This window comes from Mobilicoccus massiliensis (assembly GCF_000826525.2).
Lineage (GTDB): Bacteria > Actinomycetota > Actinomycetes > Actinomycetales > Dermatophilaceae > Mobilicoccus > Mobilicoccus massiliensis.
On the sequence record NZ_LN651330.1, the window covers coordinates 435,857 to 460,295 of the forward strand.

Sequence of the window (24,439 nt, forward strand, 5' to 3'; positions counted from 1 at the left end):
GTCGCCGACCATGCGGCCAGGACGGGTTCGGGCACAAGCGCCTCGATGACGAGTAATTGTCAAGACCTGTGGATCGGTGGGTTACTGGGGTTGCCCCCGTTTGACGGACATCGATTAAGCGGCTTGGGCCGCGGTGGTGTTGCGGTGTTCGAAGGCTACCGGGCTGATGAATCCGAGGGCGCTGTGGCGCCGGCGGCGGTTGTACAGGGTCTCGATCCACTCGCTCACACCGCGGATCGCGGCGGCACGGGTGCCGAACTCGTGTCGGTTGAAATACTCGGTCTTCAGCGTGGCCCAGAAGCTCTCTTGTTGGGCGTTGTCCCAGCACACTCCGGTACGGCCGACCGATAGCCGCACGCCGAGCCCGGCGGCGGCGTCGTGCAGCTGCTGGGAGGTGTACTGGCAGCCCCGGTCAGCGTGCAGGATCACCCCACGGTCGAAGCCCTCGCGGAAGGTGACCGCGCGCCGCAGGGCTTGCTCGACGAGGTCGGTGTGCAGGTTGTTGCTGAAGGCGTAGCCCAACACGCGGCGCGAACAGCCGTCACGGACCGCGCACAAGTACAGCCACCCCTCACCAGTGGGCAAGTACGTGATGTCCGAGGTCCACACCTTGTTGAGTGCGCCGGTGTCGAAGCGCCGCCCGACCAGGTCCGGGATCGCGTGCGGTGAGGGACCACTGATCGTGGTCACCGGCGTCCACGGCCGCGGACTGACCCCTCGGATCCCTTCGGCGCGCATCGCTTTGGCCACCGTCTTCGTCGAGACCTTCTCGCCGGCGGCGCGTAGCTGCGCGGTGATCCGCGGGGCGCCGTAAACCCCGTCTGATTCCTCGTGCGCGGCAAGAACCAGGGCGCGGACCTGGCGCCAACGCCGCTCCCGCGGCCCCGGCTCGGTCCCATGCCGGGTGGCCCAGTCGTAATAGCCCGAACGGGACACACCCAGCAGCTCACACATCCGCGCCACGCTCGGACGCTGCGCGGCGGGCTGGGCCTTCTCCACGTGGATCAACGCGAACGCGGCGTCGGGTTCGACGCGTTCTCCGTCGCGAAGAAGGCCGCTGCTTTTTTCAAGAACTCCCGATCCATCCGCAACTGCGCATTCTCCGCACGCAGCCGCTCCAGCTCGGCCCGCTCGTTGATGTCTACCGCCGCCGGCGGGTCATCCACCCGGGCTCGCTCCGCAGCAACCCACCGGCCCAGCAGTTGCTCGCCCACCCCGATCTCCTGCGCGACCGCGCGGATCGTGCGGCCGGTGTCGATCACCAGATGCGCGGCATCACGCCGGTACTGCGGCGTGAACTTCTTCCTGGCTGCACCCATGACAGCATCCTCTCCCGCCAGGTCACCCTGACCAGTCCGGATGTCCGTCAAACGGGGTCAAGCCCACCACCAGATGCGCGGCATCACGCCGGTACTGCGGCGTGAACTTCTTCCTGGCTGCACCCATGACAGCATCCTCTCCCGCCAGGTCACCCTGACCAGTCCGGATGTCCGTCAAACGGGGTCAAGCCCACAGGGTGAAGACGCCTGTTTCGGCTGGGTGGGGGTAGCGCTCGGCGTCCGAGTCGTCGGTGCCGGCACACAGAAGCGCCGGGACCGATCGTGTCGGTCCCGGCGCTTCCGCTGGTCGAGTCGTCGTCAGTCGACCCGGCCCTCGGGTGCCAGGGACTCCGGAGGCACGTCCGGTGCGTCGGAGCTGCGGATCAGCGCGACGACCGAGACGGCCAGGCCGCCCCACACGAGGACGATGGCGAGGATGAGGAACGTGATGGCGATGGGGGTCATCGGTCGCCTTCCTTCTCGTGCTGGGTGCGGTCGTGGGCGCCGTGGCTTCCGTGGAAGCGCGGTGGGCGGGCGATCTCGGGGTCGGTGCCGGCGTGGTAGCCCTGGTCGGTGTGGGTGCCGAGCGGGTGGCCGTAGCGGTCCTCATCCGGCGGGAGCACCGAGTGCACGGGCAGGCCTTCGCCGCCGTCGTCGTACTCGGAGCGGGCGTCGACGTCGGTCTTCCACGGGATGAGCGCGAGCACGAACGCGAGCACGACCATGACCCCGACGGTTCCCCACCCGAACGTGTTGGTGAAGGAGGCCGGGTAGTCGCCGCCGCCGTAGCCCTCGGTGAGCAGCTCGCGCACGGTCGCGACGAGCATGACGACGAGCATGATCGGGGTGACGACGCCGACGAGCACCCGCCACCATGCGCCGATGGGGAGGCTCGAGATGCCGTTGAGGTGGCGTTCGAGCACCTTGAGCTTGCGCAGCACGTAGGTGACGAGCAGCGTCATGACGATCGCGGAGGTGACGATGCCGATCTCGTTGACCCACTTGTCGACGACGTCGAGCATGTTGAGGCCGTTGGTGGTCGAGAAGAACAGCACCGACAGCACCGTGGTGATGCCGCCGACGATCGCGACGGAGGCGTTACGGCTGAGGTCGAGCTTCTCCTGGAACGCGGCGGTGACGACCTCGAGCAGCGAGATGATCGAGGTGAGCCCGGCGAGGACGAGGGAGAGGAAGAACAGGACGCCGAAGATCTCGCCGCCGGGCATCTCGTTGATGAGCGCGGGGAACGTCATGAACGACAGGCCGACGCCCGTGATGCCCTCGAGTCTGTCGATGGTCGTGCCCTCGGCGTGGGCCATGAAGCCGAGGGTGGCGAACACGCCGATGCCGGCGAGGATTTCGAAGCTCGAGTTGGCGAACGCGGCGACGAGGCCGGTGCCGCCGAGGTTGGCGCGACGCGGCAGGTAGCTGGCGTAGGTGAGCATGATGCCGAACGCGATGGACAGCGAGAAGAAGATCTGGCTGTAGGCGGCGATCCACACGCCCGGGTCGCCCAGCGCCGTGAAGTCGGGGGTGAAGAACGCGTTGAGGCCCTCGACGGCGCCCGGCAGGGTGAGGCCGCGGATGACGAGTCCGACGAAGAGAACGACGAGCAGCGGCAGGAACACCTTGTTCGCCTTCTCCAGGCCCTTCTGCACGCCGCCGGCCATGATGATCAGCACGACGATCCACACGACCACCAGGGGCACGAGCACGCCGGGCACGAAGTCGAACGACACGGCCGGGGCGCCCACCTGCAGGTAGTCCTTGACGAGGAACGAGACCGGGTCGGCGCCCCACGCCTTGTTCACCGAGAAGTACACGTAGGAGGCGGCCCAGGCGATGATCGCGGCGTAGTAGATCGTGATGACGAACGCGATGAGCACCTGGAACCAGCCGAGGGCCTCGGCCTTGCGGTTGAGCCGGCGGAACACGGCGGGCGCGGAGCCGCGGTAGCGGTGCCCGAGCGCGTAGTCGAGGAACAGGATCGGGATACCCGCGGTCAGCAGTGCGACGAGGTACGGGATGAGGAACGCGCCGCCGCCGTTGCTGTACGCGACACCGGGAAAGCGCCAGATGTTGCCGAGGCCGACGGCGGAGCCGATGGCGGCGAGGAGGAATCCGAGCTGGCCGGACCACTGTTCGCGGGGCTTGCCGGCCGTGGGTGGGCTGGCTGGGGGGTTGCCTGGACTGCTCATGGAACCTTCTTTCGCGGGCCGAGGGCTCTTCGGGTGTGACGGCGTCGACGCGGGGTGGGTGCGTCGACGCGGTGGTCGGGGCCCGGCGGTGTCACCGTCGTGGCCTTGCGGCCCTCACCGTATGTGTGACGGGGGTCATGTGGGCGGATTTTGCACGGGACGATCCAGATCCGTTCGGTGAGCGGCACGTCCGGACGACGAACGGTCCCCACGTAGGATCGGCGTATGAAGGTGCTCTCTGCCGTCGCCTGGCCGTATGCCAACGGCCCTCGTCATATCGGTCACGTCGCGGGCTTCGGGGTGCCCTCCGACGTCTTCAGCCGGTACATGCGCATGGCGGGCCACGACGTGCTCATGGTGAGCGGCACCGACGAGCACGGCACCCCAATTCTCGTGGCGGCCGACGAGCGCGGCGTGACCCCGATGGAACTCGCCGACGAGAACAACCGCATCATCGTCGAGGACCTCGTGGGTCTGGGGCTCTCCTACGACCTGTTCACCCGCACGACCACGCGCAATCACTACGCGGTCGTGCAGGAGTTGTTCCGCGCCGTGCACGCCAACGGCTACATGATCGAGCAGACCACCCACGGCGCGATCTCTCCGTCGACGGGCCGCACGCTGCCCGACCGTTACATCGAGGGCACGTGCCCGATCTGCGGTGCGACCGACGCCCGCGGCGACCAGTGCGACACGTGCGGCAACCAGCTCGACCCCACCGACCTCATCGACCCGAGGTCGCGCATCAACGGCGAGACCCCGCAGTTCGTCGAGTCGCAGCACTTCTTCCTCGACCTGCCGGCGCTGGCCGACGCGCTGTCGGCGTGGCTCGGCGAGCGGGAGGCAACCGGCACGTGGCGCACCAACGTCATCCGGTTCAGCCGGGGCCTGCTCAAGGACATGCGGCCACGGGCGATGACGCGTGACATCGACTGGGGCATCCCGATCCCACTGGAGGGCTGGAGCGAGGAGCCCACCAAGCGCCTCTACGTGTGGTTCGACGCGGTCATCGGGTACCTGTCGGCGTCGATCGAGTGGGCGCGACGCACCGGGGAGCCGGAGCGCTGGCGGGAGTGGTGGAACGACCCGGAGGCGGTGTCGTACTACTTCCAGGGCAAGGACAACATCACGTTCCACTCCCAGATCTGGCCGGCCGAGCTGCTCGGTTCGATGGGGCGGGGTGACAAGGGGGGCGAACCCAGCGTCTTCGGGGAGCTCGACCTGCCCACCGAGGTCGTGGCCAGTGAGTTCATGACGATGGAGGGCAGGCAGTTCTCCTCCTCGCGGGGCGTGGTCATCTACGTGCGCGACATGCTCGAGCGCTATCAGCCCGATGCGCTGCGCTACTTCATCAGCGCGGCCGGGCCCGAGACGCAGGATTCCGACTTCACGTGGTCGGAGTTCGTCACGCGCACCAACTCCGAGCTGGTCGCGGGGTGGGGCAACCTCGTCAACCGCACGGCGGCGATGATCGCGAAGAACGTCGGCGAGATCCCTCCCCTGGGGCAGACCGAGCCCATCGACGACGAGATCCTCGCGGCGGTGCGCGACGGCTTCGGCACGGTCGGGAATCTCATCGAGCGGCACCGCCAGCGGCAAGCCCTCGGTGAGGCGATGCGGCTGGTCGGCGAGGTCAACGCGTACGTCTCGCGCACCGAGCCCTTCAAGCTCAAGGGCGACGACCAGCGCGAACGGCTCCTGACGATCCTCCACGTGCTCGCGCAGTGCGTCAGCGACCTCAACCTCATGCTCAGCCCGTTCCTGCCGCACGCGTCCAACCGCGTCGATGCGGTACTCGGTGGCGACGGCACGCTCACGCCGATGCCCCGCATCGAGGAGGTCGAGGACATCGACGCGGGCGACCTGCGTCTCGTCGGCGGTGAGGGAATGGTGCCGCCGGTGCGCAGCTACCCGATCATCACGGGGGAGTACTCCGACTTTCCGCGCTGGGAGTCGACCCCGGTGCGGGTCGGGACGCCCATCGCCAAGCCGGCCGGCGTGTTCACCAAGCTCGACCCCGAGCTCGTCGACCAGGAGCTGGCCCGGATGGCCGGCGGGTCGACCGACGCGTCATGAGCCCCACCGACCAGGGCAACAGATCGGCGCCCGCCCGACCCGATCCGTTGCCCCTGCCCGTCGTCGACAACCACGCGCACCTCGACATCCGCCGTGACGACGATCTGGCGAGCGACGGGCTCGACCTCGCCGCGCACGTCGAGCGGCTCGTCAAGGACGCGCGGGCCGTGGGCGTCGACCGCATCGTGCAGATCGGGTGCGACATCGAGAGCGCCGAACTCACCGCCGAACTCGTCGACGTGCATCCGGCCTTGTTGGGCGGAGTCGCGTTGCACCCCAACGAGGCTCCGCTGCACGCCGAGCGCGGCGACCTGGACGAGGCGTTCGCGGTCATCGAGCGTCTCGTGGAGCACCCGCGCATCCGGGTCGTGGGCGAGACGGGGCTCGACTACTACCGCACGGAGCCCGAGGGTCGCGGTGCGCAGCAGGACTCGTTCCGCCGCCACATCGACCTCGCCAAGCGCACCGGCAAGGTGCTGCAGATTCACGATCGCGACGCCCACGACGACGTGCTGCGCATCCTCGCCGAGGAGGGGGCTCCCGCCAAGACCGTCATGCACTGCTTCTCGGGTGACATGGCGATGGCCCGCGAATGCGTCGAGCGCGGCTACTACCTGAGCTTCGCCGGCACGGTCACGTTCAAGAGCGCCCGCGAACTGCGCAACGCACTGTCGGTGGTGCCGCCGTCGCAGCTCCTCGTCGAGACCGACACCCCCTACCTCACGCCCACTCCGTACCGCGGCGGCGTCAACGCCCCGATGCTGGTGGCGCTCACGGTGCGCACGATGGCCGACGTGCTCACGATGTCGGTCGCCGACCTGTGCCGCACGATCTCGGCGACGTCAGAGGACGTCTACGGGCCGTGGTGAGCGACGACACCGGCCCTGCGGACCCCACCGGCGCCGCGTCGATCGGTGCGGACCCTGGCGCGGATTCCAGTGCAGGGCAAGAGGATTCGAGGACCTGCCCGACCGGGCGCCTGCTCTCGGCGCGAGACGTGCGTGAGATCGGCGCCGTCCTCGGCCTGCGGCCCACCAAGCAGTGGGGGCAGAACTTCGTCGTCGACGCGAACACCGTGCGGCGCATCGTGCGGCTCGCGGGGGTCGGGCCGGAGGATGTCGTCGTCGAGGTGGGGCCAGGGCTGGGATCGTTGACGCTGGCGCTGCTGCCGAACGTGTCGCGGGTCGTCGCCGTCGAGGTCGACCCGCTGCTCGCGGCGCGCCTGCCGCAGACGGTGGTCGACTTCGCGCCCGCGCTCGCGGGCCGCCTCGAGGTCGTCCACGACGACGCGATGACGGTCACGTCGCTGCCCGGCCCGGCCCCGACCGCGCTGGTCGCGAACCTGCCGTACAACGTGTCGGTGCCGGTCATCCTGCGCTTTCTCGAGCTGTTCCCCAGCATCCGGCGGGTGCTCGTCATGGTGCAGCTCGAGGTCGCCGAACGGCTCTGTGCCGCACCCGGATCCAAGATCTACGGCGTGCCGAGCGTCAAGACGGCCTGGTACGGAACGGCGCGGCTCGTCGGCACCGTCGGCCGGTCGGTGTTCTGGCCGGCGCCCAACGTCGACTCCGGGCTCGTCGAGATCGTGCGCCACGACGAGCCGCGCAGCGACGACGCCTCTCGTCGGCGGGTTTTCGCCGTCGTCGACGCGGCGTTCGCCCAACGGCGCAAGACGTTGCGCGCCGCGCTCGCGGGCCTGGCCGGGGGCGCGCCGGCCGCCGAGGAGGCGCTCGTCGCGGCGGGCATCGACCCGCGGACGCGCGGCGAGCAGCTCGATGTGGACGCCTTCATCCGCATCGCCGCCCACCTCACGCCCGCCTGAGGTCGAGCGGCCCGATCGGGGCTCGAGTGCCCGAAACGGACTCGGACGGAGCCGGCCTGGCCCGATTCGACGGACGGCCATGAGCAGACCGGGTCGAACGACGATCTAGGGTGAGGCCATGATCTCCGCGTCCGAAGGCACGTCCGGCATCTCGGTGCGGGTGCCGGCGAAGATCAACCTCGAACTGCGGGTCGGCCCGCTTCGCCACGACGGCTACCACGACCTCGCGACGGTGTTCCATGCCGTCGACCTCGTCGACCACATCACGGTGCGGCCGGCGCAGGACTGGCGGATCACGGTCGAGGGCACCGACGCCCACCTCGTCCCCACCGACGACTCCAACCTCGCGCTCGCCGCGGCCAAGATGCTCGCGGGCACCCATGCGCAGCAGGCGTATCCGGTGCACGTGCACATCTGCAAGCAGATCCCCGTCGCCGGTGGCATGGCGGGCGGATCCGCCGACGCGGCCGGCGCGCTCGTCGCCTGCGATGCGTTGTGGGGGCTCGGGCTCGGGCTCGGGGTCGACGGTCTGCACGAGTACGCGGCCCGACTCGGCAGCGACGTCAACTTCGCGCTGGTCGGGGGTACGGCGATCGGCTCCGGGCGGGGGGAGAACGTCGTGCCGGCGCTCACCGCGGGACAGTACGAATGGGTCGTGGTCCAGGCCGAGGGCGGGTTGTCGACGCCCGCGGTGTTCCGCGAGCTCGACCGCCTGCGGGAGGACCGACCCGTCGACGCGCCGCAGCCGACCGCGGAGATGCTCGGCGCCCTGCGTGCCGGCGACATCGACTCCCTCGCGGCGTGCCTGAACAACGATCTCGAGGAGCCCGCGTTCTCCCTGCGCCCCGAACTCGCCGAGGTGCGCGACGCGGGCCTCATGCTCGGAGCGGCCGGGGGACTGGTCTCCGGCTCGGGCCCGACGATCGTCTTCCTCGCCCGAGACCGACACGCCGCGAACGATCTCGCGGCCGCCCTCGTCAACTCCGGTGCGGCCACCCGCGTGCACACGGCCACCGGGCCCGTGCCGGGGGCGCAGGTCGTGGAGTGGGAGGATCGCCCCTGACGCCGTGACTCTCCGGCGTCATGACGTGACGTGAAGGGGATCGATGGCGGCGCATCTGCTCGGGGCCGAGGGGCTGCACCTGGAGTATCCGACGAAGGTCGTGTTCGACGACCTCACCCTCGGGATCGAGGAGGGGGATCGGATCGGCATCGTCGGGCGCAACGGCGACGGCAAGTCGAGCCTGCTCGGCATGCTCTCGGGGCGCATCCAGCCCCAGGCCGGTCGGGTGACCCGTCGCAGCGGCGTGCGTGTCGGCGTGCTCGACCAGCGCGACGATCTCGATCCCGACGCCACGGTGGGCGCGGCGATCGTCGGGGAGCGCGCCGAGCACGAGTGGGCAGGTGACGCCCGCATCCGCGACGTCATCGACGGACTCGTCGCCGACGTGCCGTGGGACGCACGGATCGGCCAGCTCAGCGGTGGCCAGCGTCGACGCGTCGCCCTCGCCGCCCTGCTCGTCGAGGAGTGGGACATCGTCGCGCTCGACGAGCCCACCAACCACCTCGACGTCGAGGGCATCGCCTGGCTCGCGGAGCACGTCAAGCGACGCTGGCCCAAGAACGCCGGCGGGCTGCTCGTCATCACCCACGACCGGTGGTTCCTCGACGAGGTATGCACCGAGACGTGGGAGGTGCACGACGGCATCGTCGAGCCCTTCGAGGGTGGCTACGCCGCCTACGTGCTGCAGCGCGTCGAACGCGACCGCATCGCCGCCGCAACGGAATCCAAGCGCCAGAACCTCATGCGCAAGGAGCTCGCGTGGCTGCGCCGGGGTGCCCCGGCGCGTACGAGCAAGCCGAAGTTCCGCATCGAGGCCGCCAACCAGCTCATCGCCGACGTCCCGCCCGTGCGCAACCCCATCGAGCTCCAACGCATGGCGGTCGCGCGGTTGGGCAAGGACGTCGTCGACATCGAGAACGCGTCGGTGAGCTACGGCGACAAGGAGGTCCTGCGCGACATCACCTGGCGCATCGGCCCTGGTGAGCGCACGGGGATCCTCGGCGCGAACGGCGCGGGCAAGTCGACCCTGCTCGGCCTGGTGACCGGCGCGGTCGAGCCGAGCAGTGGCCGGGTCAAGCGCGGCAAGACCGTGCGCATCGGGATGCTCGACCAGCAGTTCTCCCAACTCGCGGACATCGGCGGCGAGCGGGTGCGTGAGGTGCTCGCGCGTGAGAAGGCGACGTTCACGATCGACGGCAAGGACCACACGCCCGCGCAGCTTCTCGAGCGCCTCGGGTTCGACCGCGCCCATCTGTCGGCTCGGGTCGACGATCTCTCCGGAGGCCAGAAGCGCCGCTTGCAGTTGCTCCTGCTGCTGCTCGCCGAGCCCAACGTGATCGTCCTCGACGAGCCGACCAACGACGTCGACGCCGACATGCTCGCCGCCACCGAGGACCTGCTCGACTCCTGGCCCGCGACCCTCATCGTCGTCTCCCACGATCGCTACCTGCTCGAACGCGTCACCGACCAGCAGTACGCGATCCTCGACGGCCGGCTCCGGCACGTGCCCGGCGGTGTCGAGGAGTATCTGCGGCTGCGCGCGGCGCAGCAGTCCAGGTCGTCGATGTCCGCCGCCCGCGCCGACGCCGATGCGGCGACCCCGGCCGAAGGTGGTGGTGTCTCCGCGGCCGAACGACGCGCGGCCCAGAAGGAGATGGGCGCCGTCGAACGACGGATGACGAAGGTCTCGGCGGCCATCGAGAAGCTGCATCAGCGCATGGCCGAGCACGATCAGAGCGATTTCGAAGGCCTGCGGACTTATTCAGAGGAGCTGCGGACGCTCGAGGACGAGCTCGCCGCGCTGGAGGAGCAGTGGCTGGAGCTCTCCGAACTCGTGGAGTGACCGGAGAGGCGGGACGTCGCAGATGAGCCGACATCTCGGCCGGCCGCGAAGCCGACTCCTCGGCCAGGCACCTCGGCGCAATACGGGCGCGTATTCCCGCCTATTGCAGGGTCGCTACGCGTTCGAGCGCATCGATGTCGAGAATCGTGACGTCACGACGTCCGCGGAGTTCGATGACACCGGATGTGGAGAGAGCGGCAAGGCGCCGGCTCAGTGTTTCCGGCGTGGTGCCCAGGTAGGCGGCGATCTCCTGCTTCGCGATCGGCAGCCGCACGGTCGGCACGCCGTCTCGCATGCTCGCGGGCAGGTCCAACAAGTACGCGGCGACGCGGGCGCTGACGTCGCTGGAGGTGATCGCGGCCAGCAGTCGCTCGACGGAGGAGAGCCGGTCGGACAGAGTCCGCAGAATCCGCATACTGATGTCGGGGTACTCGCGCAGCAGGGTGGCAAGATCGGCGTGATCGAAGACGCACATCTGACTGTCTTCGAGCGCGGTGACGAGCTCGCTGGGGCGATGGCCGGTGAGGAACGCCCGTTCTCCGACGACGTCGCCGTCGGTCACCGTGCGCAGAATCTGTTCTTGGCCGTTGGCGGCTGTGAGGCTCACCTTGAGCTGCCCGCTGTGCATGACCAGCAGACGCGACACCGAGTCCCCGGGGCCGTAGACGATCTCGCCCTTCTCCACACGCAGCGGGCGGACGAACTCCACGACGTGCAATTGCTGAGCCTGGGTGAGTCCTTGGAATATCGGGACGCGAGTGACACACAAATCGTCCTCGGGCATGCCGCCAGGCTACCGGAACCGGCAGCGACGGCACCGTGGATGACGCCGAGACAGGATTCTCGGCACTCGTGATCCGCACTTGACCTGCGTCAAGGAGTTCTGAGCGGCGCGAACCTAGCGTGAGGGTTGTCAAGAGGGAAAACCCATCACGAAAGGAAATTCACAATGACGACGTCCGCCACCACCCGCACTGTCCTGCGAGCCGAGGGATTCTCTTGCCCCTCCTGTGTGGCCAAGATCGAGAAGCAGGTCGGCCGCCTCAAGGGCGTCGAGAGCGTGAAGGTTCACTTCGCCTCCGCCCGCATCGAGGTCGACCACGACGCCGAACGCGTCTCCGCGGACGACCTTGTCGCCGCCGTCGCCAAGGCCGGCTATAAGGCCGCCCCCTCGGCGTTCTGAAAACAACGCCACACCCCGGCCATGGCGTTCCCCAATTAGCGCCACGGCCGGGGCGTATTCCATCTCGCCCCACGGCGTCGGTCCACCGACACGAATCCCAGAAAGGTCGTCATCGGAAATGAAGAAACTCCCAAGATGGATTCATGGGAACTGGCCGGTTCCCGTCTTATCGGGCGTGCTCATCGCCATCTCGTTCGCCATCCAGTGGCTGGGCGCAGGGGCGGCCGACATCAGCGTCGGCCCTCGATGGTGGGTCGACGCCGGCGATCACGCCACCCACACCGGCGGTGCCTTCACCCTCGGAGACGCCTTCATGCTGGCTGCCGCCGTCGTGGCCGGTTACGGGATCGCGGTGAAGGCCGTTCGAGCGCTGATCGTCAGGGTCATCGGTATCGACCTGCTCGTGTCTGTCGCCGCGATCGGCGCGATCGTCATCGGCAACTTCTGGGAGGCCGCCGCGGTGACGTTCCTGTTCGCGATCGGGCACGCGCTGGAAGCCGCCACCCTGAACAAGACACGCTCGGCACTGGCCGAGCTCGTCGCCGTGGCCCCGGACTCCGCGATCGTCGTTCGCGACGGCGGGCAACAGGAGATCCCTGCCTCTCAGGTGAGGATGGGCGAGATCGTCCTGGTGAAGAACGGCGCGAAGGTGCCGGTCGACGGCCAGGTCGTCGCCGGCACCGGGGCCCTCGACGAAGCCTCCATCACCGGTGAATCGATCCCGGTGGAGAAGACCGAGGGGAGCCAGGTTTTCGCCGGGACGGTCTCCCGCGGCGGTTTCCTGCAGGTGTCGGCCACCGGCATCGGCGCGGACACCACCCTGGCCCGCATCATCCACCGCGTGGAGGAGGCCCAGGACGCCAAGGCGAAGACTCAGGCCTTCATGGACCGCTTCTCCCGCTGGTACACACCGGCCGTGATGGTGCTGGCACTCGTGGCCGGGCTGGTCACCGGTGACGTGGTCCTGGCCCTGACCTTGCTGGTCATCGGCTGTCCTGGCGCCATGGTGATCTCCATTCCGGTCGCGATCGTGGCCGGTATCGGGCGCGCGGCCCGCAACGGCATCCTCATCAAGGGCGGGGAGTTCCTCGAGACCTCGGCGAAGATATCCGCTGTTGCCGTGGACAAGACCGGCACCCTCACCGAGGGTCGGCCCCGCCTGACGGATGTCGTGGTCCTGGACCCCGCGCTGGAACGGACCGAGGTGCTGCGCTGGGCAGCGGCCGCCGAGGCCGGCTCCGAGCACCCGCTGGCCCGTCCCATCCTGGAGACGGCCGAAGCCGAGGGAGTCGGCCCGCGGGGTGTCCCCGGCACCGTCACGCCGGTCCCTGGCAAGGGCATCGTGTCCGAGGTCGGTGGCCGTCTCGTGCTGATCGGCAACCCGCCGCTGCTGGAGCAGTACGGCATTGCCGAGGCCGCCGCCGAAGCGGCCCAGGCGGCTGAGGATCTGGCCGCCGAGGGCAAGACGCCCATGATCGTCGCGGTCGACCAGAGGGTCATCGGTGTCGTCGCCGTCGCCGATCAGACCCGCCGGGATGCGCCCGAGATGGTCGCCCGCCTGCATCGGGCAGGCGTCGAGAAGGTGGTCATGCTCACCGGCGACACCCGGCTGGTGGCCGAGGCCGTCGGAAAGGCCACCGGGATCGATGAGATCCACGCCTCCCTGCTGCCCGAGGACAAGCTGGACGCGGTCACCCGTCTCCAGCGTCAGGGTCACACGATTGCCATGGTGGGCGACGGCGTCAACGACGCCCCGGCTCTGGCCACCGCGGACATCGGCGTGGCGATGGGCGCGGCCGGTTCTGCCGTGGCCGTGGAGACCGCGGACATCGCCCTCATGGGAGACAACCTCCTCAAACTGCCGGAGGGCATCGGCCTGGCCAAGCGGACCGTGTCGGTGATGCGACAGAACATCTCGATCGCCCTGATCACCGTGGTTCTGCTGCTTGCAGGGGTCTTCGCCGGCGGAGTCACCATGTCGATCGGCATGCTCGTCCACGAAGCCTCCGTGCTGGTGGTGATCGCCAACGCGATGCGACTGCTGCGCAACACCTCAGACTCCACAGCCATGCCGAGGGCGGGGCGGACCATCGCACCGACAACCGAGCCGGTGCCCGTCTGACCTCACCGAATGACAGCGGGGCCGCGGCCCTGGCTGATTCGAAGAACGCCGACCATCGAGATCACGACACGAACCGAGGCCGATCATGAGCGGAAGGAATCGGCCTCGGTCTCGTGCGAGGGGTCGTTCGCGAGGGTCAGCCGGACTCGAGGGGAATGAGCAGATGACGCAGGGCGTCGGCCAGGCCGGCACGCTCGCCCGTCTCGACGTGGGCGAGGATCTGCTGCTCGTGGCTCATCAGCGCGCGCAGGGCGTCGTCGACGGCGGCCGCGCCCGGCTCGAGCAGGCGCACCTTGACCCCGCGGCGGTCGTGCGGATCCGGGCGGCGTTCGACGAAGCCCCGCGCAGCCAGACGGTCGATGCGGTTGGTCATCGTGCCGCTGGTCGAGAGCGTCTGTTGGACGAGTGCGCCGGGGGAGAGTTCGTACGGCTGCCCGGCGCGGCGCAGCGCGGAGAGGACGTCGAACTCCCAACCCTCGAGCCCGCGGGTCGAGAACGCCTCGGCGCGGGCGCGTTCCAGGTGGCGCGCGAGACGCGTGACCCGTGAGAGCACCTGCATCGGCGCGACGTCGAGCTCGGGAAGTTCCCGACCCCACGCGGCGACGATGCGGTCGACCTCGTCATCGGACGCCGGTGGCACGCGTGGTCCTTCCTTCCAGACCGTCGGGTTGCCCCAGCAGTCTACGGGCGAGGCCCGCGTCTCGAACCGACGACACGAAGGGAGAACCGGACAGACGAAAGGCCCGGGTCCGATCGGATCGGACCCGGGCCTTCCAGGGGGCGGCGTCAGTCGTGCGCGGTGACGCCGGCGTCCATGCGGTAGTCCTTGGACTCCACCATGAGGTAGCAGCAGATCACCGAGATCGTCGAGAGCACGGCGAGCATGATGCCGACGTTGATGCTCTGCCCCTCGGCGACGAACCGGGCCGCGATCAGCGGCGGGATCGCGCCGCCGAGCACGCCCGCGAGGTTGTAGCCGAGGCCCGCGCCGGTGTAGCGGTAGCGGGCCTTGAACATCTCCGGCAGTGCGGCGCCCGCGGGACCGTACGCGACGCCGAAGATGACCAGCGTGCCGAGGAGCCCGACCACGTAGAGCGCGGTGATGCCCGAGTCGAGCATGGGGAACAGCAGCAGCGACCAGATCACCGCCATCGCGCAGGAGATCATGATGACGCGCCGACGGCCGATGCGGTCCGACCACATCGCCGACGCCGCGATCGACAGGCCGAAGAGGATCGCCGAGAGCGCACCCATCGTCAGCACGAACGGCATCGAGTAGCCGAGCTGCTTGGTGGCGTAGCTCGTGAGGAACGACGTGCCCATGTAGAACAGCGAGAACAGCGAGGCGAGGGCGCCGCCGGCGATGAGGATCTGCTTCCACTGGTCGCGGATCGCGTCGAGGAACGGCAGCTTGCGATCCGGGTCCTGCCCGAGGTTCTGCTCGGCCTGCTTGAAGACCGGCGTCTCGTCGACGGCGAGGCGGATCCACAGGCCGATGATGACGAGCAGGGCCGACATGAGGAACGGGATGCGCCAGCCGATCGTCATGAAGAAGCTGTCGACATCCGCCTTGTTCCCCTGCGTGAACAGCAGGAACGTCAGCGAGGAGAGGAAGAACGCGAACGCCGGGCCGAGCTGCGGCCACATCGCCATCATGCCGCGCTTGCCCGCGGGGGCGTATTCCGCGGTGAGCAGGGTCGCGCCGGCCCATTCGCCGCCGACGGCGAATCCCTGGAAGAAGCGGGCGGCCACGAGCAGCGTCGGCGCCCAGATGCCGATCCCGTTCGGGACCATCCCGAACACGCCCGTGGAGTAGCCGGGCAGAAGGCCGATGCCGACCGTCGCGATACCCATGATGAGCAGCGTCCATACCAGAGTGCGCTTGCGGCCGATGCGGTCACCGTAGTGGCCGAAGACGATCGCACCGACCGGCCGTGCGAAGAACGCGACCGCGAACGTCGCGAACGACTGCAGTGTCGCGGTGTTCGGGTCCGACTTGGCGAAGAAGATCGTGGGGAACACCAGCGCCGCTGCCGTTCCGAAGATGAAGAAGTCGTAGAACTCGATCGTCGTACCGATGGAGCTCGCCGCCGCCACGCGCTTGAGCGAGACCTTTCGCTCGGGAACAGGAGCCGCGTCCTTCTCCCAGTCGAATAGTTCGTTCGGGTTCTCCGCCCCGAGCACCGATTCAGACACCGCTGTCGCATCCCTTCTCTGGAGTGCTCGCGACGTCGTTGTCGCGACCGGCCGCCGTCGCCGCCCGGGTGCACCTGATGTCCACAACGATCAGCGAGAACGCGAACGGCGGGTAGAGGGCTGTCTTCCACCGGCACGTTTGGTGCGACGGCCAGATCGCCGGTTCGAGGAACGGTCGCCCGGTGACGACGAACGGTCGTCCGAGACCGCGTGGTCGCGCGCTACGGCGGCTCCAAGCTTCACGGCCGCGTCGATGAGGACGACGTCGGCAGTGCGCCGCTGGCGTCGAATCCGGGAAACGGCGGCTGTCTCGGCGGCTCGGGAGCGGAGGTGACGGGGGTCAGTCGGTCTTCGTCCCCAGGGTGGGCCGGGGCTCGATGCCCGTGAGGCCGTTCCACGCGAGGTTGACGAGGTGGGAGGCGACCTCGTCCTTCTTGAACTTCGGGGAGTCGAGCCACCACTGCCCGGTGAGCGCCACCATGCCGACGAGCATCTGCGCGTAGATCGGCGCGGTCTTGGGGTCGAGCCCGGAGGCCTTGAACTGGGCGGCGAGGATGTGCTCGACCTGGCTCGCGACGTCGCTGATGAGCGAGGCGAACGAGCCGGTCGACTGCCCGGTGGGCGAATCACGCACGAGGATGCGGAACCCCTCGCTGGAGTTCTCCACGTAATCCAGCAGCGCGAGCGCGGCGCGTTCGACCAGGGCCCGGGCGTGCGTGCGTTCGTCGAGGGCTCCGGTGATCGCGTCGAGCAGCGTGCGGATCTCACGGTCGACGACGACCGCGTACAACCCCTCCTTGCCGCCGAAGTGCTCGTACACGACCGGCTTGGAGACTCCGGCGCGGGCAGCGATCTCCTCGACGGTGGTGGCCTCGAACCCCTTGTCGGCGAACAGGGTGCGCCCGATGACGATGAGCTGCTCGCGCCGCTGCTTGCCTGTCATGCGGGTGCGGGTGCTCCCGCTCGTCCTGCTGCTGCTCACTGACGTCTCTCCTCACCCGCGTGCCCCGACGGCGGCCGGCCTCGAATCCGCCGGCCGCTCGGCCCCCATCATGCCGTGTCCGATGGAACGGACCGGCGACCTCCCGAGACTCGCTGACGCGCCGGCACACGCCGCGATGGTTTCGAGACGGCCGCAGGCCTCCATGCTCGACCGAGGATCGGGTGAGTACGTCTCCCGTGGGTCGAGGAGACGCTGCGCACCGAAGCGGGCCCTGCGGTGTCGCGAAACCACCACTCCCAGGCCGCTTGCTGCTCGCCCTCGCTCAGGGGAGGGCCACGTCGATGCCCATGCGGTCGCGCAGTTCCTCGGGGGTGGTGCCGAAGGTCTCGCGGATCCTCGCACGCCCGTTCTCGATGAGGAACACACCGTCGGCGGTGTAGACGCGGCTCACGCACGCCAGGCCGGTGGGCGGGAAGGTGAGTTCGGGGACGATCTTGCAGCTGCCGTCCTTGGCGAACAGCGTCATCATCACCCACGTCTGGCGGGCTCCGATGGCGAGGTCCATGGCGCCGCCGACGGCGGGAATCGCGTCCGGTGCGCCGGTGGACCAGTTGGCGAGATCGCCGCCGGTGGACACCTGGAAGGCGCCCATGACGCAGACGTCGAGGTGACCGCCACGCATCATCCCGAAGGAGTCGCCGTGGTGGAAGTAGGAGGCCCCGGGGAGTTCGGTGACGGGGATTTTGCCCGCGTTGATGAGGTCCACGTCGATCTCGTCACCCTTGGCCTCGGGGCCCATGCCGAGCATGCCGTTCTCGGTGTGCAGGGTGACGTCCTGCTCGCGGCGCAGGTAGTTGGATACCGAGGTCGGTTGCCCGATACCGAGATTGACGAACGAGCCGGGCTCGATGTCGCCGGCGACCAGCCGCGCGAGCTCGGCTTTGGACAACGGGGCGTTCATGGCGGGGGTTGCCATGGCTCAGGCCTCCTTCGGCGTGGCCGGGGCGGGGATCTCCACGACGGTGTCGACGAAGATGCCGGGGGTGATGACGGCCTCGGGGTCGATGGCGCCGGTCTCGACGACCTCGGTGACCTGCACGACGGCGTGTTCGGCGGCCGTGCACATGATGGGGCCGAAGTTGCGGGCCGTCTTGCGGTACAGAAGGTTTCCGCGCCGATCCGACCGCAGCGCCTTGACCAGGGCGACGTCGCCGACGATGGGGGACTCCAGTACGTAGCCTCGGCCCTCGATGATGCGGGTCTCCTTGCCCTCGGCGAGTGGCGTGCCATAGGCGGTGGGGGTGAAGAACCCACCGATGCCCGCGCCGCCGGCTCGGATCCGCTCGGCCAGTGTGCCTTGGGGCACCACCTCGAGCTCGACCTTGCCCGCGCGGTAGGCCGCGTCGAAGTGGTGGCTGTCGTGCTGGCGCGGAAAGCTGCAGATCATCTTGGCGACCTTGCCGGCGGCGATGAGCGCGGCGAGACCCTCGTCACCGTTGCCGGCGTTGTTGTTGACGACGGTGAGGCCGGACACGTCACGCGCGAGGAGGGCCTCGATCAGCTCGACGGGCTGGCCCGCCTTGCCGAAGCCACCGATGAGGACGGTGTCACCGTCCTTGACGAGCGCAACCGCCTCCGCGGCGGATTCGGCGAACTTCGGGCTCATGCGGATGCCTCCTGCCGGGGCGTGGTGGATGCGACGTTCTCGAGGACGACGGCCAGGCCTTGCCCGACGCCGATGCAGATGGCGGCCACACCCCACCGCCCGCCCTCGGCGACGAGTCGACGCGCCAGGGTGCCCAGCACGCGGGCCCCGGAGGCACCGAGGGGGTGGCCGATGGCGACCGCGCCGCCCCAGGCGTTGACGCGGTCCGGGTCGACGTCCCAGGCGTCGATGCACGCCAGGGACTGGGCCGCGAAGGCCTCGTTGAGTTCGACGGCATCGACGTCGGACCACGTGATCCCGGCCCGGCGCACGGCCGTGTTCGCGGCCTCCACGGGGGCGTAACCGAAGTACTGGGGTTCGTTCGCCGCCGCGCCCCGGCCGGCGATCCGGGCGAGGGGCGCCACCCCGAGGCGCTGCGCACCGCGCTCACTTCCGAGCCAGGCGGCGCTCGCTCCGTCGGACAGCGGCGAGGCGTTTCCTGCGGTGACGGTGCCGTCGGGACGGAAGACGGGTCTGAGACCGGCGAGCGTCTCCGGTGTGCTGTCGGCGCGGACGCCCTCGTCGCGTGTCAGCGGTTCGCCCTTGCGGGGTGCCGGGCCGGCGACGACGAGATCGTCGTAGCGGCCTTGCGACCAGGCCTGCGCGGCGAGCCGGTGGGACCGGGCGGCGAACTCGTCCTGCCGTTCACGACTCACGCCGTACTTCTCGGCGAGCTGTTCGGTGGCTTCGCCGAGCGAGACGGTCCACTCCTTCGGCATGTGCTCGTTCACCAGACGCCACCCGAGGGCGGTGTTGACGGCCTCGAGGTTGGCGGCGGGGTAGGGGCGCTCGGTCTTGGGCAGCACCCAGGGCGCGCGGCTCATCGACTCCACACCACCGACGAGGACGAGGTCCGCGTCGCCGCAAGCGATCTGGCGCGAGGCGATCATCGAGGCGTCGAGGCTGGACCCGCACAGACGGTTCACCGTGGTGCCCGAGATCTCCACGGGCAGGCCGGCGAGGAGGGTGGCCATGCGGGCCACGTTGCGGTTCTCCTCGCCGGCGCCGTTGGCGTTGCCGAAGATCACCTCGTCGATGTGGCGGGGGTCGAGATCGCCCGCGCGTCGCACGGATTCGCGCACGATGTGGGCTGCGAGGTCGTCGGGGCGAATGCTCGCCAGCGATCCACCGAACTTGCCGAACGGGATCCGGACGGCGTCGAGCACATAGGCCTCGGTCATCGGTCTTCCTTCCGTGCTTCGAGGGGGTCGGAGGCACCCGCGCGAGCGATGAGCTCGCGCAGGACGCGGGCGGTCGCCAGGGGGGCCTCGGTCGGCGCCAGGTGGGCGACACCGGGGAGGGTGACGCTGCGAGCGTTCGGAGCGGCCCGCGCGATGGTGTCGGCCATCTCGGGCGGGGCGACCTGGTCGTGTTCGCCCGCCACCGCGACCGTGGTGGTGACGATGTCGCCCAGCCGGTCGGTCACGTCGTGCGCGGCGAGCGCCTCACAGCATCGGGCGTAGGACTCGTCGTCGACCTCGAGGAGGTCCGCGAGGAGGGCGTCGGCGACCTCGGATCGGGACTCGGTGAAACCGGGGGCGAACCATCGCTGCCGCGACCCGTCGACGACGGCGCCGGTCCCCTCGCGCCGGATGAGCTCCGCGCGCTCGCGCCAGCCCTGCGGTGTGCCGAGCTTGGCGCCCGAGCAGAACACCGCGAGGGCGGAGAACTCGCGCGGGTGGCGCAGGCCGATCTCCAGGCTCGTCGCCCCACCCAGGGACACCCCGGCGTGATAGGCGCCTGCCGTGGTTCCGCCGAGCTCTCGCGTGGTGTGTTCGGTGAGCTCGACGACGGCGTCGGCCAGGTCGCCCACGGTGAAGGCCTCGGTCGTGGCCGGCGAGCGACCGTGGCCGGGCAGATCCCACGTCACGAGGTACGCGACATCGGACAGGAGGGGGACCACGGGCGACCACAGACGCTCGGCGCGCGTGCCGAGCGACGGCCCGAGCATGAGCAGGGGGAAGGCGCCGTGGCCGGTCGGCGTGGCCGATGTGGCGGGGGTGGCGAGGACGGTGGCGGTCAGGGTCGGCGACATCGGCATCTTCCTGGAGGGACGTGGACGGCGGCAGGGGTGTCGGGGGATGGGCAGCGGTGACCCGACACGGGCAGGTCGGTCGCGCGGGCACCGGTCGACTAACCTGGGTTGGCGCGCGCCTGCGAGGGCGGCGATCCCCGGTTGGTCTGCTGGCAGGGCCCGCCTGACTTTGAATCAGGACAAGCGACGTAGGTTCGATTCCTACCCGGGGAGCCTCATCGAGCCGGATCAGCCCTGGTCGGCGTGGATGTCGCTGGGGTGGGTGGCCAGCGGGGTGATGTCCATGGTCATGAAGGGGAACAGCGGCAGGTTCCACAGGATCTCGTGAAGACGCTCGTTGTCCTTCACATCGAAGATCGAGATGTTGGAGTACTTGCCGGCGCAGCGCCAGATGCTGACCCACTCACCCGCTCGCTGCAGCTCCTGGGAGTAGGCCTTCTCCTTGGCGAGGGTCTCGGCCTTGCGGTCGGGATCCATGTCGTGGGGAAGGGCGACGTCCATCTTGACGGCGAACAACACGGGGGTACCTGCACTTTCGGGTATCGGGTCGCGAGTCGTGGCGGGAGGTGCCGACCGGGCCCACGCCAGGGGGCGACGGACCCGGTCGGGGTGGATCAGGAGGCGGGGTCGAGCACGAAGTCGTAGTCGACGACTTTGCCCGCGCTGCCGTCGGCCGGTTTCGGGTCGAGCATGAGCTCGGGCTTGACCGCCGAGGCGATGTCGTCGCCGTTGTGCGGGTCGCCCGGGAAGTACAGCTGGGCGGTGAGCTGCTCGTGGCCCTGTGCACCCACCTTGAGGTGCAGGTGGGCCGGACGCCAGGCGTGCCATCCGGCGGCGGCGATGAGCTTGCCGCAGGCGCCGTCGGTCGGGATCTGGTAGGGGGCGGGCAGTACCGTGTCGATCTGGAAGCGGCCCTCCTCGTCGGCCGTGAAGGTGCCGCGCAGGTTCCACTCCGGTAGGCCCGGGGCGTACTGGCTGTAGAAGCCGTCGGCGTCCGCGTGCCACAGCTCGACCTTGGCGCCGCCGAGCGGGGAGCCGTCGGTGGAGCGAACCTGGCCCTGGAAGCGAAGGGCCTCGCCCTTCTCGTCCGCACGCATGGAGATCGTCGCGTGCGAGCCCATCTCGGGGGAGTCCGGCACGTAGTAGGGACCTTCGATGGTGCCCTTGTTGCCGGTGCGGTGAGAGGTGTTGATCTCCTCGATGACGTGCTCGAACCACACGTCGAGGAAGAGCGGCCACTCGCCGTCCTCACCCACGCTGATCAGCCAGTCCTTGAGGATGCGGTACTCGTCGTAGGTCATCTTGTGCCGGCGGGCGACCTCGTGGATCGCCTGCAGCGCCTCGTTGGCCATCGCACTGACGCGCTCCGGCGGCACCTGGAGGGCCGAACCCTGGCGGGTCTTGCGGAAGGCGGCGGTGGCGTTGGCGCCCGAGTCGGCCGCGCGGGCTGCGAGCTTCTCGTTCTGGACGGTCATGTCTCCTCCTTCCGGTCGCGACGGTGCGACCGGTCGATGGGTGCGGCGTGGTCGCCGCCCGGTGCGGATGACCCCAGCGGATGCTGTGGTCGGTCGGATCAGATGTCGATGCGGTAGTGGGCGAGCTTGTCCTCGTCGATGACGAGCCCGAGTCCGGGCCCGGTGCGGACGGGCAGGACGCCGCCGGAGATGGTGAGCGGTTCGGCCAACAGGTCGTCGCTCATGTCGAGGAAGTTGCTGAGTTCTCCTGCGCGACGGCTGGTGTGTTCGTGCGCGGCTCCGAAGGTGACGGAGCACGCCGTGCCGATCTGGCCGTCGATCTGGTTGCCCATGACGACCTCCACCCCCATGCCCTCGCACTGGTGGAGGATCCGCTGGGAGGTGGTGAAACCGGTGCGTGCGGTCTTGATGCTGATGGCGTCGGCCGACCCACCGAGCAGTTCGCGGGTCACCTCGCCGGGGGTGGTCGCGCTCTCGTCGGCGATGACCGGCACGGGGCTGGTGCGGGTATGCCGCCGTCGGCCGAGGACGTCGTCGGCCGGACACAGTTCCTCGGCGAACAGCAGGTCCAGGTCGGCCATCTGGCGCATGGCCCGTTCGGCGTCGGCCGGGCTCCAGCCGCGGTTGCCGTCGACGTAGAGCTCGACCTCGTCGGAGAACGCCTCGCGCAGGGCGCGACAGACGGCGACGTCCAGGGTGAAGGGGGCGCGGCCGACCTTGATCTTGAAGGTCGAGATGCCGTAGGTCTCCCGCATGCGGGTTGCCTCGGCCACCATGGCCTGTGGTTCGTCGAACCCGAGCATGTGGCTGACGCGCATGCCCGTGCCGTATCCACCGAGGAGTTCGGTGACCGACACGCCGAGACGCTGCCCGATGGCGTCCCACAAGGCCATGTCGATGGCCGCTTTCGCCGCAGGGTTGCCCACGGTGCGGTGGAGGCGGGCGTGGATGGCTTCGCGGGCGAGGGCCGAGGTGCCGATGATCTGGTCGGCGAAGATGCCGTCGACGACCGCGATGATCGAGCCCTGGGTCTCGCCGTAGGTGAACGGCCGGGGCGGGGCCTCCGCCGTCCCGACGATGCCGCCGGCGGTGTGCACGCGCACCAGCACATGGTCGGCGACGTGCACCGCGCCGCTGGCGAATGCGAGGGGCTTGGCGTAGGGGATCGAGAAGGGGATCGCCTCGATCGCGATGATCTCGAGGTCACCCGCGACGTCACGACGCTCGTCGCGATCGCCGTCGGTGAGGGACTGCGCGGCCCCGGGACTCTCGGCGGTGGTGCCATGGAGGGCGGTCACGGCGTCTCCTTCGGTCGGGGGTCGGGTGTGCCGAGGAGACGTGTTCGTCCTCGAACACGTGCCACGCTAATCGCGCTGATTGATACGAACAAATACTTATTCTGAGTGAATTGATCGCAGCAACGTCTGAATCTATGGCGCGTCGGACGCGTCTCCGGCGACGAGTGCGGTGATCCGATCGACGACCCGCTGGGTGGAGGCGGAGGCGCCCGGGCGCCACGCCACGGCGAGTTCGACCGTCGGCGCCTTCGCGATCTCGCGGAACTCCACGCCTTCGAGCCGCAGTCGCCGCGAGGAGGCGGGCAGCGCGGTCACGCCGATGCCGGCGGCCACGAACACGAGCAGCGTCGAGGTCTGCGCGACCTGGGCGACCTGCCGGGGGCTGAACCCTCGGGCCTGGCACGCGGTGAGCACCGTGTCGTACAGGACCGAGCGGTGCTGGGAGGGGTAGGTGACGAAGGGTTCGTCTCGGAGGTCTTCGAGGTCGATGACGTCGTCGGCGGTGAGCGGGTGGGCCGCCGGGAGGGCCGCGATCAGGGGCTCGCTGCGCAAGGCTCGGGCGAGCAGGCCGCGGGTGTCGGCGGGGGTGCGCATGAGGGCGATGTCGACGGTGCCGTCGCGCAGCGACGTCATGAGATCGGGGGTCAGCATCTCGCCGGTGAACTCGAAATCGATGTCGGGGAACTCCTCGCGCAGGCGACGGGCCAGCGACGGCAGGAGCGCGTACGTCACCGAGCCCACGACGCCGAGCACCACTCGGCCCACCTCGCCGGCCGCGACCCGGGTGGCCTCGCGGTTGGCCGCTTCGACGTCGGCGAGGATGGCGTGGGCCCGCTCGAGATACCGCTCGCCGGCCGGGGTGAGCGCCACCCGGCGGGTGGTGCGTTCGAGCAGTTCGACGCCGAGGTCCTCTTCGAGCCGGCGGATGGCCTGGCTGAGCGGAGGTTGGGCCATGTGCAGGCGCTGGGCCGCCCGCCCGAAATGGCATTCCTCGGCCACGGCGACGAAGTAGCGCAGCTGTCGCAGATCCATACCGTAAGCGTATTGCTTGCCGCCTGGTCACGTCTTATTGCTCGTCAAAGCGGCTGATTGAGACCTGTAGCGTCTCAAGACGGCGGGATGAATCTACTGAAAATCTTGCACCCTGGGTCATCGCTAGGC

General features: G+C 69.3%; 22 protein-coding genes and 1 tRNA gene. 8 read left to right on the forward strand and 15 right to left on the reverse strand.

All coding sequences use genetic code 11. The annotated features are described in order from the left end of the window. Nucleotides 1–114: 114 nt before the first annotated feature. The 3 genes from BN1197_RS11790 to BN1197_RS11800 all read right to left on the reverse strand — a co-directional run bounded on the left by BN1197_RS11790 (nt 115) and on the right by BN1197_RS11800 (nt 3,517). Nucleotides 115–1,319 (reverse strand): IS3 family transposase gene (locus BN1197_RS11790; protein ID WP_095999898.1). Its coding sequence is split into 2 segments (ribosomal slippage): nt 115–1,067 and nt 1,067–1,319, totalling 1,206 coding nucleotides; the frame shifts between segments, so codons are not numbered across the junction. Nucleotides 1,320–1,637: 318 nt separating this feature from the next. After that, nucleotides 1,638–1,784: a methionine/alanine import family NSS transporter small subunit gene (locus BN1197_RS11795; RefSeq protein WP_082043849.1), complete on the reverse strand. Its 147-nt coding sequence runs from the start codon at nt 1,782–1,784 to the stop codon at nt 1,638–1,640. After that, nucleotides 1,781–3,517, reverse strand: coding sequence for a sodium-dependent transporter (locus BN1197_RS11800; protein ID WP_040159932.1), 1,737 nt, complete (start codon nt 3,515–3,517; stop codon nt 1,781–1,783). Before BN1197_RS11800 ends, BN1197_RS11795 begins: the two co-directional genes overlap by 4 nt. A gap of 225 nt (nt 3,518–3,742) precedes the next feature. Between BN1197_RS11800 and metG the strand changes: the two genes are divergently transcribed. The 5 genes from metG (at nt 3,743) to BN1197_RS11825 (ending at nt 10,321) form a co-directional block, all read left to right on the forward strand. Continuing rightward, entirely contained in the window at nt 3,743–5,593 is a 1,851-nt protein-coding gene (metG, locus tag BN1197_RS11805; RefSeq protein WP_040159935.1) for a methionine--tRNA ligase, read from the forward strand. Next, the gene (locus BN1197_RS11810) at nt 5,590–6,462 is read left to right on the forward strand and encodes a TatD family hydrolase (RefSeq protein WP_040159937.1); all 873 of its coding nucleotides are present in this window, start codon (nt 5,590–5,592) and stop codon (nt 6,460–6,462) included. Before metG ends, BN1197_RS11810 begins: the two co-directional genes overlap by 4 nt. Nucleotides 6,463–6,590: 128 nt before the next feature. Beyond that, nucleotides 6,591–7,415 carry a 16S rRNA (adenine(1518)-N(6)/adenine(1519)-N(6))-dimethyltransferase RsmA gene (gene rsmA, locus BN1197_RS11815; RefSeq protein WP_245851908.1) on the forward strand — a complete coding sequence of 275 codons (825 nt, stop codon included), beginning with the start codon at nt 6,591–6,593 and terminating at the stop codon, nt 7,413–7,415. Nucleotides 7,416–7,533: 118 nt separating this feature from the next. Next, the gene (locus BN1197_RS11820; protein WP_040159940.1) at nt 7,534–8,478 is read left to right on the forward strand and encodes a 4-(cytidine 5'-diphospho)-2-C-methyl-D-erythritol kinase; all 945 of its coding nucleotides are present in this window, start codon (nt 7,534–7,536) and stop codon (nt 8,476–8,478) included. A 43-nt stretch (nt 8,479–8,521) separates the two neighbouring features. After that, nucleotides 8,522–10,321 (forward strand): ABC-F family ATP-binding cassette domain-containing protein, encoded by a 1,800-nt coding sequence (locus tag BN1197_RS11825; protein ID WP_040159942.1) that lies wholly within the window; start codon nt 8,522–8,524, stop codon nt 10,319–10,321. Between the two features lie 100 nt (nt 10,322–10,421). Here BN1197_RS11825 and BN1197_RS11830 read toward each other — a convergent pair whose 3' ends face one another. Continuing rightward, complete coding sequence (locus tag BN1197_RS11830) at nt 10,422–11,105, reverse strand: Crp/Fnr family transcriptional regulator (protein WP_040159944.1); 684 nt, start codon at nt 11,103–11,105, stop codon at nt 10,422–10,424. 165 nt (nt 11,106–11,270) lie between these two features. On the opposite strand from BN1197_RS11830, the gene BN1197_RS11835 reads away from it, so the two are divergent. Then, nucleotides 11,271–11,504 carry a heavy-metal-associated domain-containing protein gene (locus BN1197_RS11835; RefSeq protein ID WP_040159946.1) on the forward strand — a complete coding sequence of 78 codons (234 nt, stop codon included), beginning with the start codon at nt 11,271–11,273 and terminating at the stop codon, nt 11,502–11,504. Between the two features lie 118 nt (nt 11,505–11,622). Further along, entirely contained in the window at nt 11,623–13,626 is a 2,004-nt protein-coding gene (locus BN1197_RS11840) for a heavy metal translocating P-type ATPase (protein WP_040159948.1), read from the forward strand. 136 nt (nt 13,627–13,762) lie between these two features. On the opposite strand, the gene BN1197_RS11845 is transcribed toward BN1197_RS11840, so the two are convergent. From BN1197_RS11845 to BN1197_RS11875, 7 genes are all read right to left on the reverse strand, one after another. Then, nucleotides 13,763–14,266: a MarR family winged helix-turn-helix transcriptional regulator gene (locus BN1197_RS11845; protein WP_040159950.1), complete on the reverse strand. Its 504-nt coding sequence runs from the start codon at nt 14,264–14,266 to the stop codon at nt 13,763–13,765. Nucleotides 14,267–14,412: 146 nt separating this feature from the next. Beyond that, nucleotides 14,413–15,822 carry an MFS transporter gene (locus BN1197_RS11850; protein WP_245851910.1) on the reverse strand — a complete coding sequence of 470 codons (1,410 nt, stop codon included), beginning with the start codon at nt 15,820–15,822 and terminating at the stop codon, nt 14,413–14,415. Nucleotides 15,823–16,162: 340 nt separating this feature from the next. Further along, nucleotides 16,163–16,765 carry a TetR/AcrR family transcriptional regulator gene (locus tag BN1197_RS11855; protein WP_040159952.1) on the reverse strand — a complete coding sequence of 201 codons (603 nt, stop codon included), beginning with the start codon at nt 16,763–16,765 and terminating at the stop codon, nt 16,163–16,165. Nucleotides 16,766–17,087: 322 nt separating this feature from the next. Next, nucleotides 17,088–17,741 (reverse strand): CoA-transferase, encoded by a 654-nt coding sequence (locus BN1197_RS11860; protein WP_040159955.1) that lies wholly within the window; start codon nt 17,739–17,741, stop codon nt 17,088–17,090. 3 nt (nt 17,742–17,744) lie between these two features. Next, entirely contained in the window at nt 17,745–18,431 is a 687-nt protein-coding gene (locus tag BN1197_RS11865; protein ID WP_040159957.1) for a 3-oxoacid CoA-transferase subunit A, read from the reverse strand. Beyond that, nucleotides 18,428–19,651, reverse strand: coding sequence for a thiolase family protein (locus BN1197_RS11870; protein ID WP_040159959.1), 1,224 nt, complete (start codon nt 19,649–19,651; stop codon nt 18,428–18,430). Before BN1197_RS11870 ends, BN1197_RS11865 begins: the two co-directional genes overlap by 4 nt. Continuing rightward, the gene (locus BN1197_RS11875; RefSeq protein ID WP_082043850.1) at nt 19,648–20,505 is read right to left on the reverse strand and encodes an alpha/beta fold hydrolase; all 858 of its coding nucleotides are present in this window, start codon (nt 20,503–20,505) and stop codon (nt 19,648–19,650) included. The genes BN1197_RS11870 and BN1197_RS11875 overlap by 4 nt, the downstream gene beginning before the upstream one ends. A gap of 134 nt (nt 20,506–20,639) precedes the next feature. Here BN1197_RS11875 and BN1197_RS11880 point away from each other — a divergent pair. After that, nucleotides 20,640–20,718, forward strand: a tRNA-Gln gene (locus tag BN1197_RS11880). A gap of 15 nt (nt 20,719–20,733) precedes the next feature. Here the strand turns inward: BN1197_RS11880 and catC are convergent. The 4 genes from catC to BN1197_RS11900 form a co-directional block, all read right to left on the reverse strand. After that, nucleotides 20,734–21,024: a muconolactone Delta-isomerase gene (catC, locus tag BN1197_RS11885; RefSeq protein WP_040159961.1), complete on the reverse strand. Its 291-nt coding sequence runs from the start codon at nt 21,022–21,024 to the stop codon at nt 20,734–20,736. 95 nt (nt 21,025–21,119) lie between these two features. Further along, nucleotides 21,120–21,980: a catechol 1,2-dioxygenase gene (catA, locus tag BN1197_RS11890; protein WP_040159963.1), complete on the reverse strand. Its 861-nt coding sequence runs from the start codon at nt 21,978–21,980 to the stop codon at nt 21,120–21,122. A gap of 98 nt (nt 21,981–22,078) precedes the next feature. Then, nucleotides 22,079–23,278: a mandelate racemase/muconate lactonizing enzyme family protein gene (locus BN1197_RS11895; protein ID WP_082043851.1), complete on the reverse strand. Its 1,200-nt coding sequence runs from the start codon at nt 23,276–23,278 to the stop codon at nt 22,079–22,081. Between the two features lie 132 nt (nt 23,279–23,410). After that, the gene (locus BN1197_RS11900; protein ID WP_040159965.1) at nt 23,411–24,310 is read right to left on the reverse strand and encodes a LysR family transcriptional regulator; all 900 of its coding nucleotides are present in this window, start codon (nt 24,308–24,310) and stop codon (nt 23,411–23,413) included. Between the last annotated feature and the right edge of the window lie 129 nt (nt 24,311–24,439).

Excerpts from the sequence above, each read along its gene's own strand:
- BN1197_RS11835 (WP_040159946.1), top strand. The coding sequence starts at position 11,271 with ATGACGACGTCCGCCACCACCCGCACTGTCCTGCGAGCCGAGGGATTC.
- BN1197_RS11820 (WP_040159940.1), top strand. The coding sequence starts at position 7,534 with ATGATCTCCGCGTCCGAAGGCACGTCCGGCATCTCGGTGCGGGTGCCG.
- BN1197_RS11840 (WP_040159948.1), top strand. The coding sequence starts at position 11,623 with ATGAAGAAACTCCCAAGATGGATTCATGGGAACTGGCCGGTTCCCGTC.
- BN1197_RS11870 (WP_040159959.1), bottom strand. The coding sequence starts at position 19,651 with ATGACCGAGGCCTATGTGCTCGACGCCGTCCGGATCCCGTTCGGCAAG.
- catA (WP_040159963.1), bottom strand. The coding sequence starts at position 21,980 with ATGACCGTCCAGAACGAGAAGCTCGCAGCCCGCGCGGCCGACTCGGGC.
- BN1197_RS11795 (WP_082043849.1), bottom strand. The coding sequence starts at position 1,784 with ATGACCCCCATCGCCATCACGTTCCTCATCCTCGCCATCGTCCTCGTG.
- BN1197_RS11825 (WP_040159942.1), top strand. The coding sequence starts at position 8,522 with ATGGCGGCGCATCTGCTCGGGGCCGAGGGGCTGCACCTGGAGTATCCG.
- BN1197_RS11875 (WP_082043850.1), bottom strand. The coding sequence starts at position 20,505 with ATGTCGCCGACCCTGACCGCCACCGTCCTCGCCACCCCCGCCACATCG.
- metG (WP_040159935.1), top strand. The coding sequence starts at position 3,743 with ATGAAGGTGCTCTCTGCCGTCGCCTGGCCGTATGCCAACGGCCCTCGT.
- BN1197_RS11830 (WP_040159944.1), bottom strand. The coding sequence starts at position 11,105 with ATGCCCGAGGACGATTTGTGTGTCACTCGCGTCCCGATATTCCAAGGA.
- BN1197_RS11865 (WP_040159957.1), bottom strand. The coding sequence starts at position 18,431 with ATGAGCCCGAAGTTCGCCGAATCCGCCGCGGAGGCGGTTGCGCTCGTC.
- BN1197_RS11860 (WP_040159955.1), bottom strand. The coding sequence starts at position 17,741 with ATGGCAACCCCCGCCATGAACGCCCCGTTGTCCAAAGCCGAGCTCGCG.
- BN1197_RS11855 (WP_040159952.1), bottom strand. The coding sequence starts at position 16,765 with ATGACAGGCAAGCAGCGGCGCGAGCAGCTCATCGTCATCGGGCGCACC.
- BN1197_RS11900 (WP_040159965.1), bottom strand. The coding sequence starts at position 24,310 with ATGGATCTGCGACAGCTGCGCTACTTCGTCGCCGTGGCCGAGGAATGC.
- BN1197_RS11800 (WP_040159932.1), bottom strand. The coding sequence starts at position 3,517 with ATGAGCAGTCCAGGCAACCCCCCAGCCAGCCCACCCACGGCCGGCAAG.
- BN1197_RS11810 (WP_040159937.1), top strand. The coding sequence starts at position 5,590 with ATGAGCCCCACCGACCAGGGCAACAGATCGGCGCCCGCCCGACCCGAT.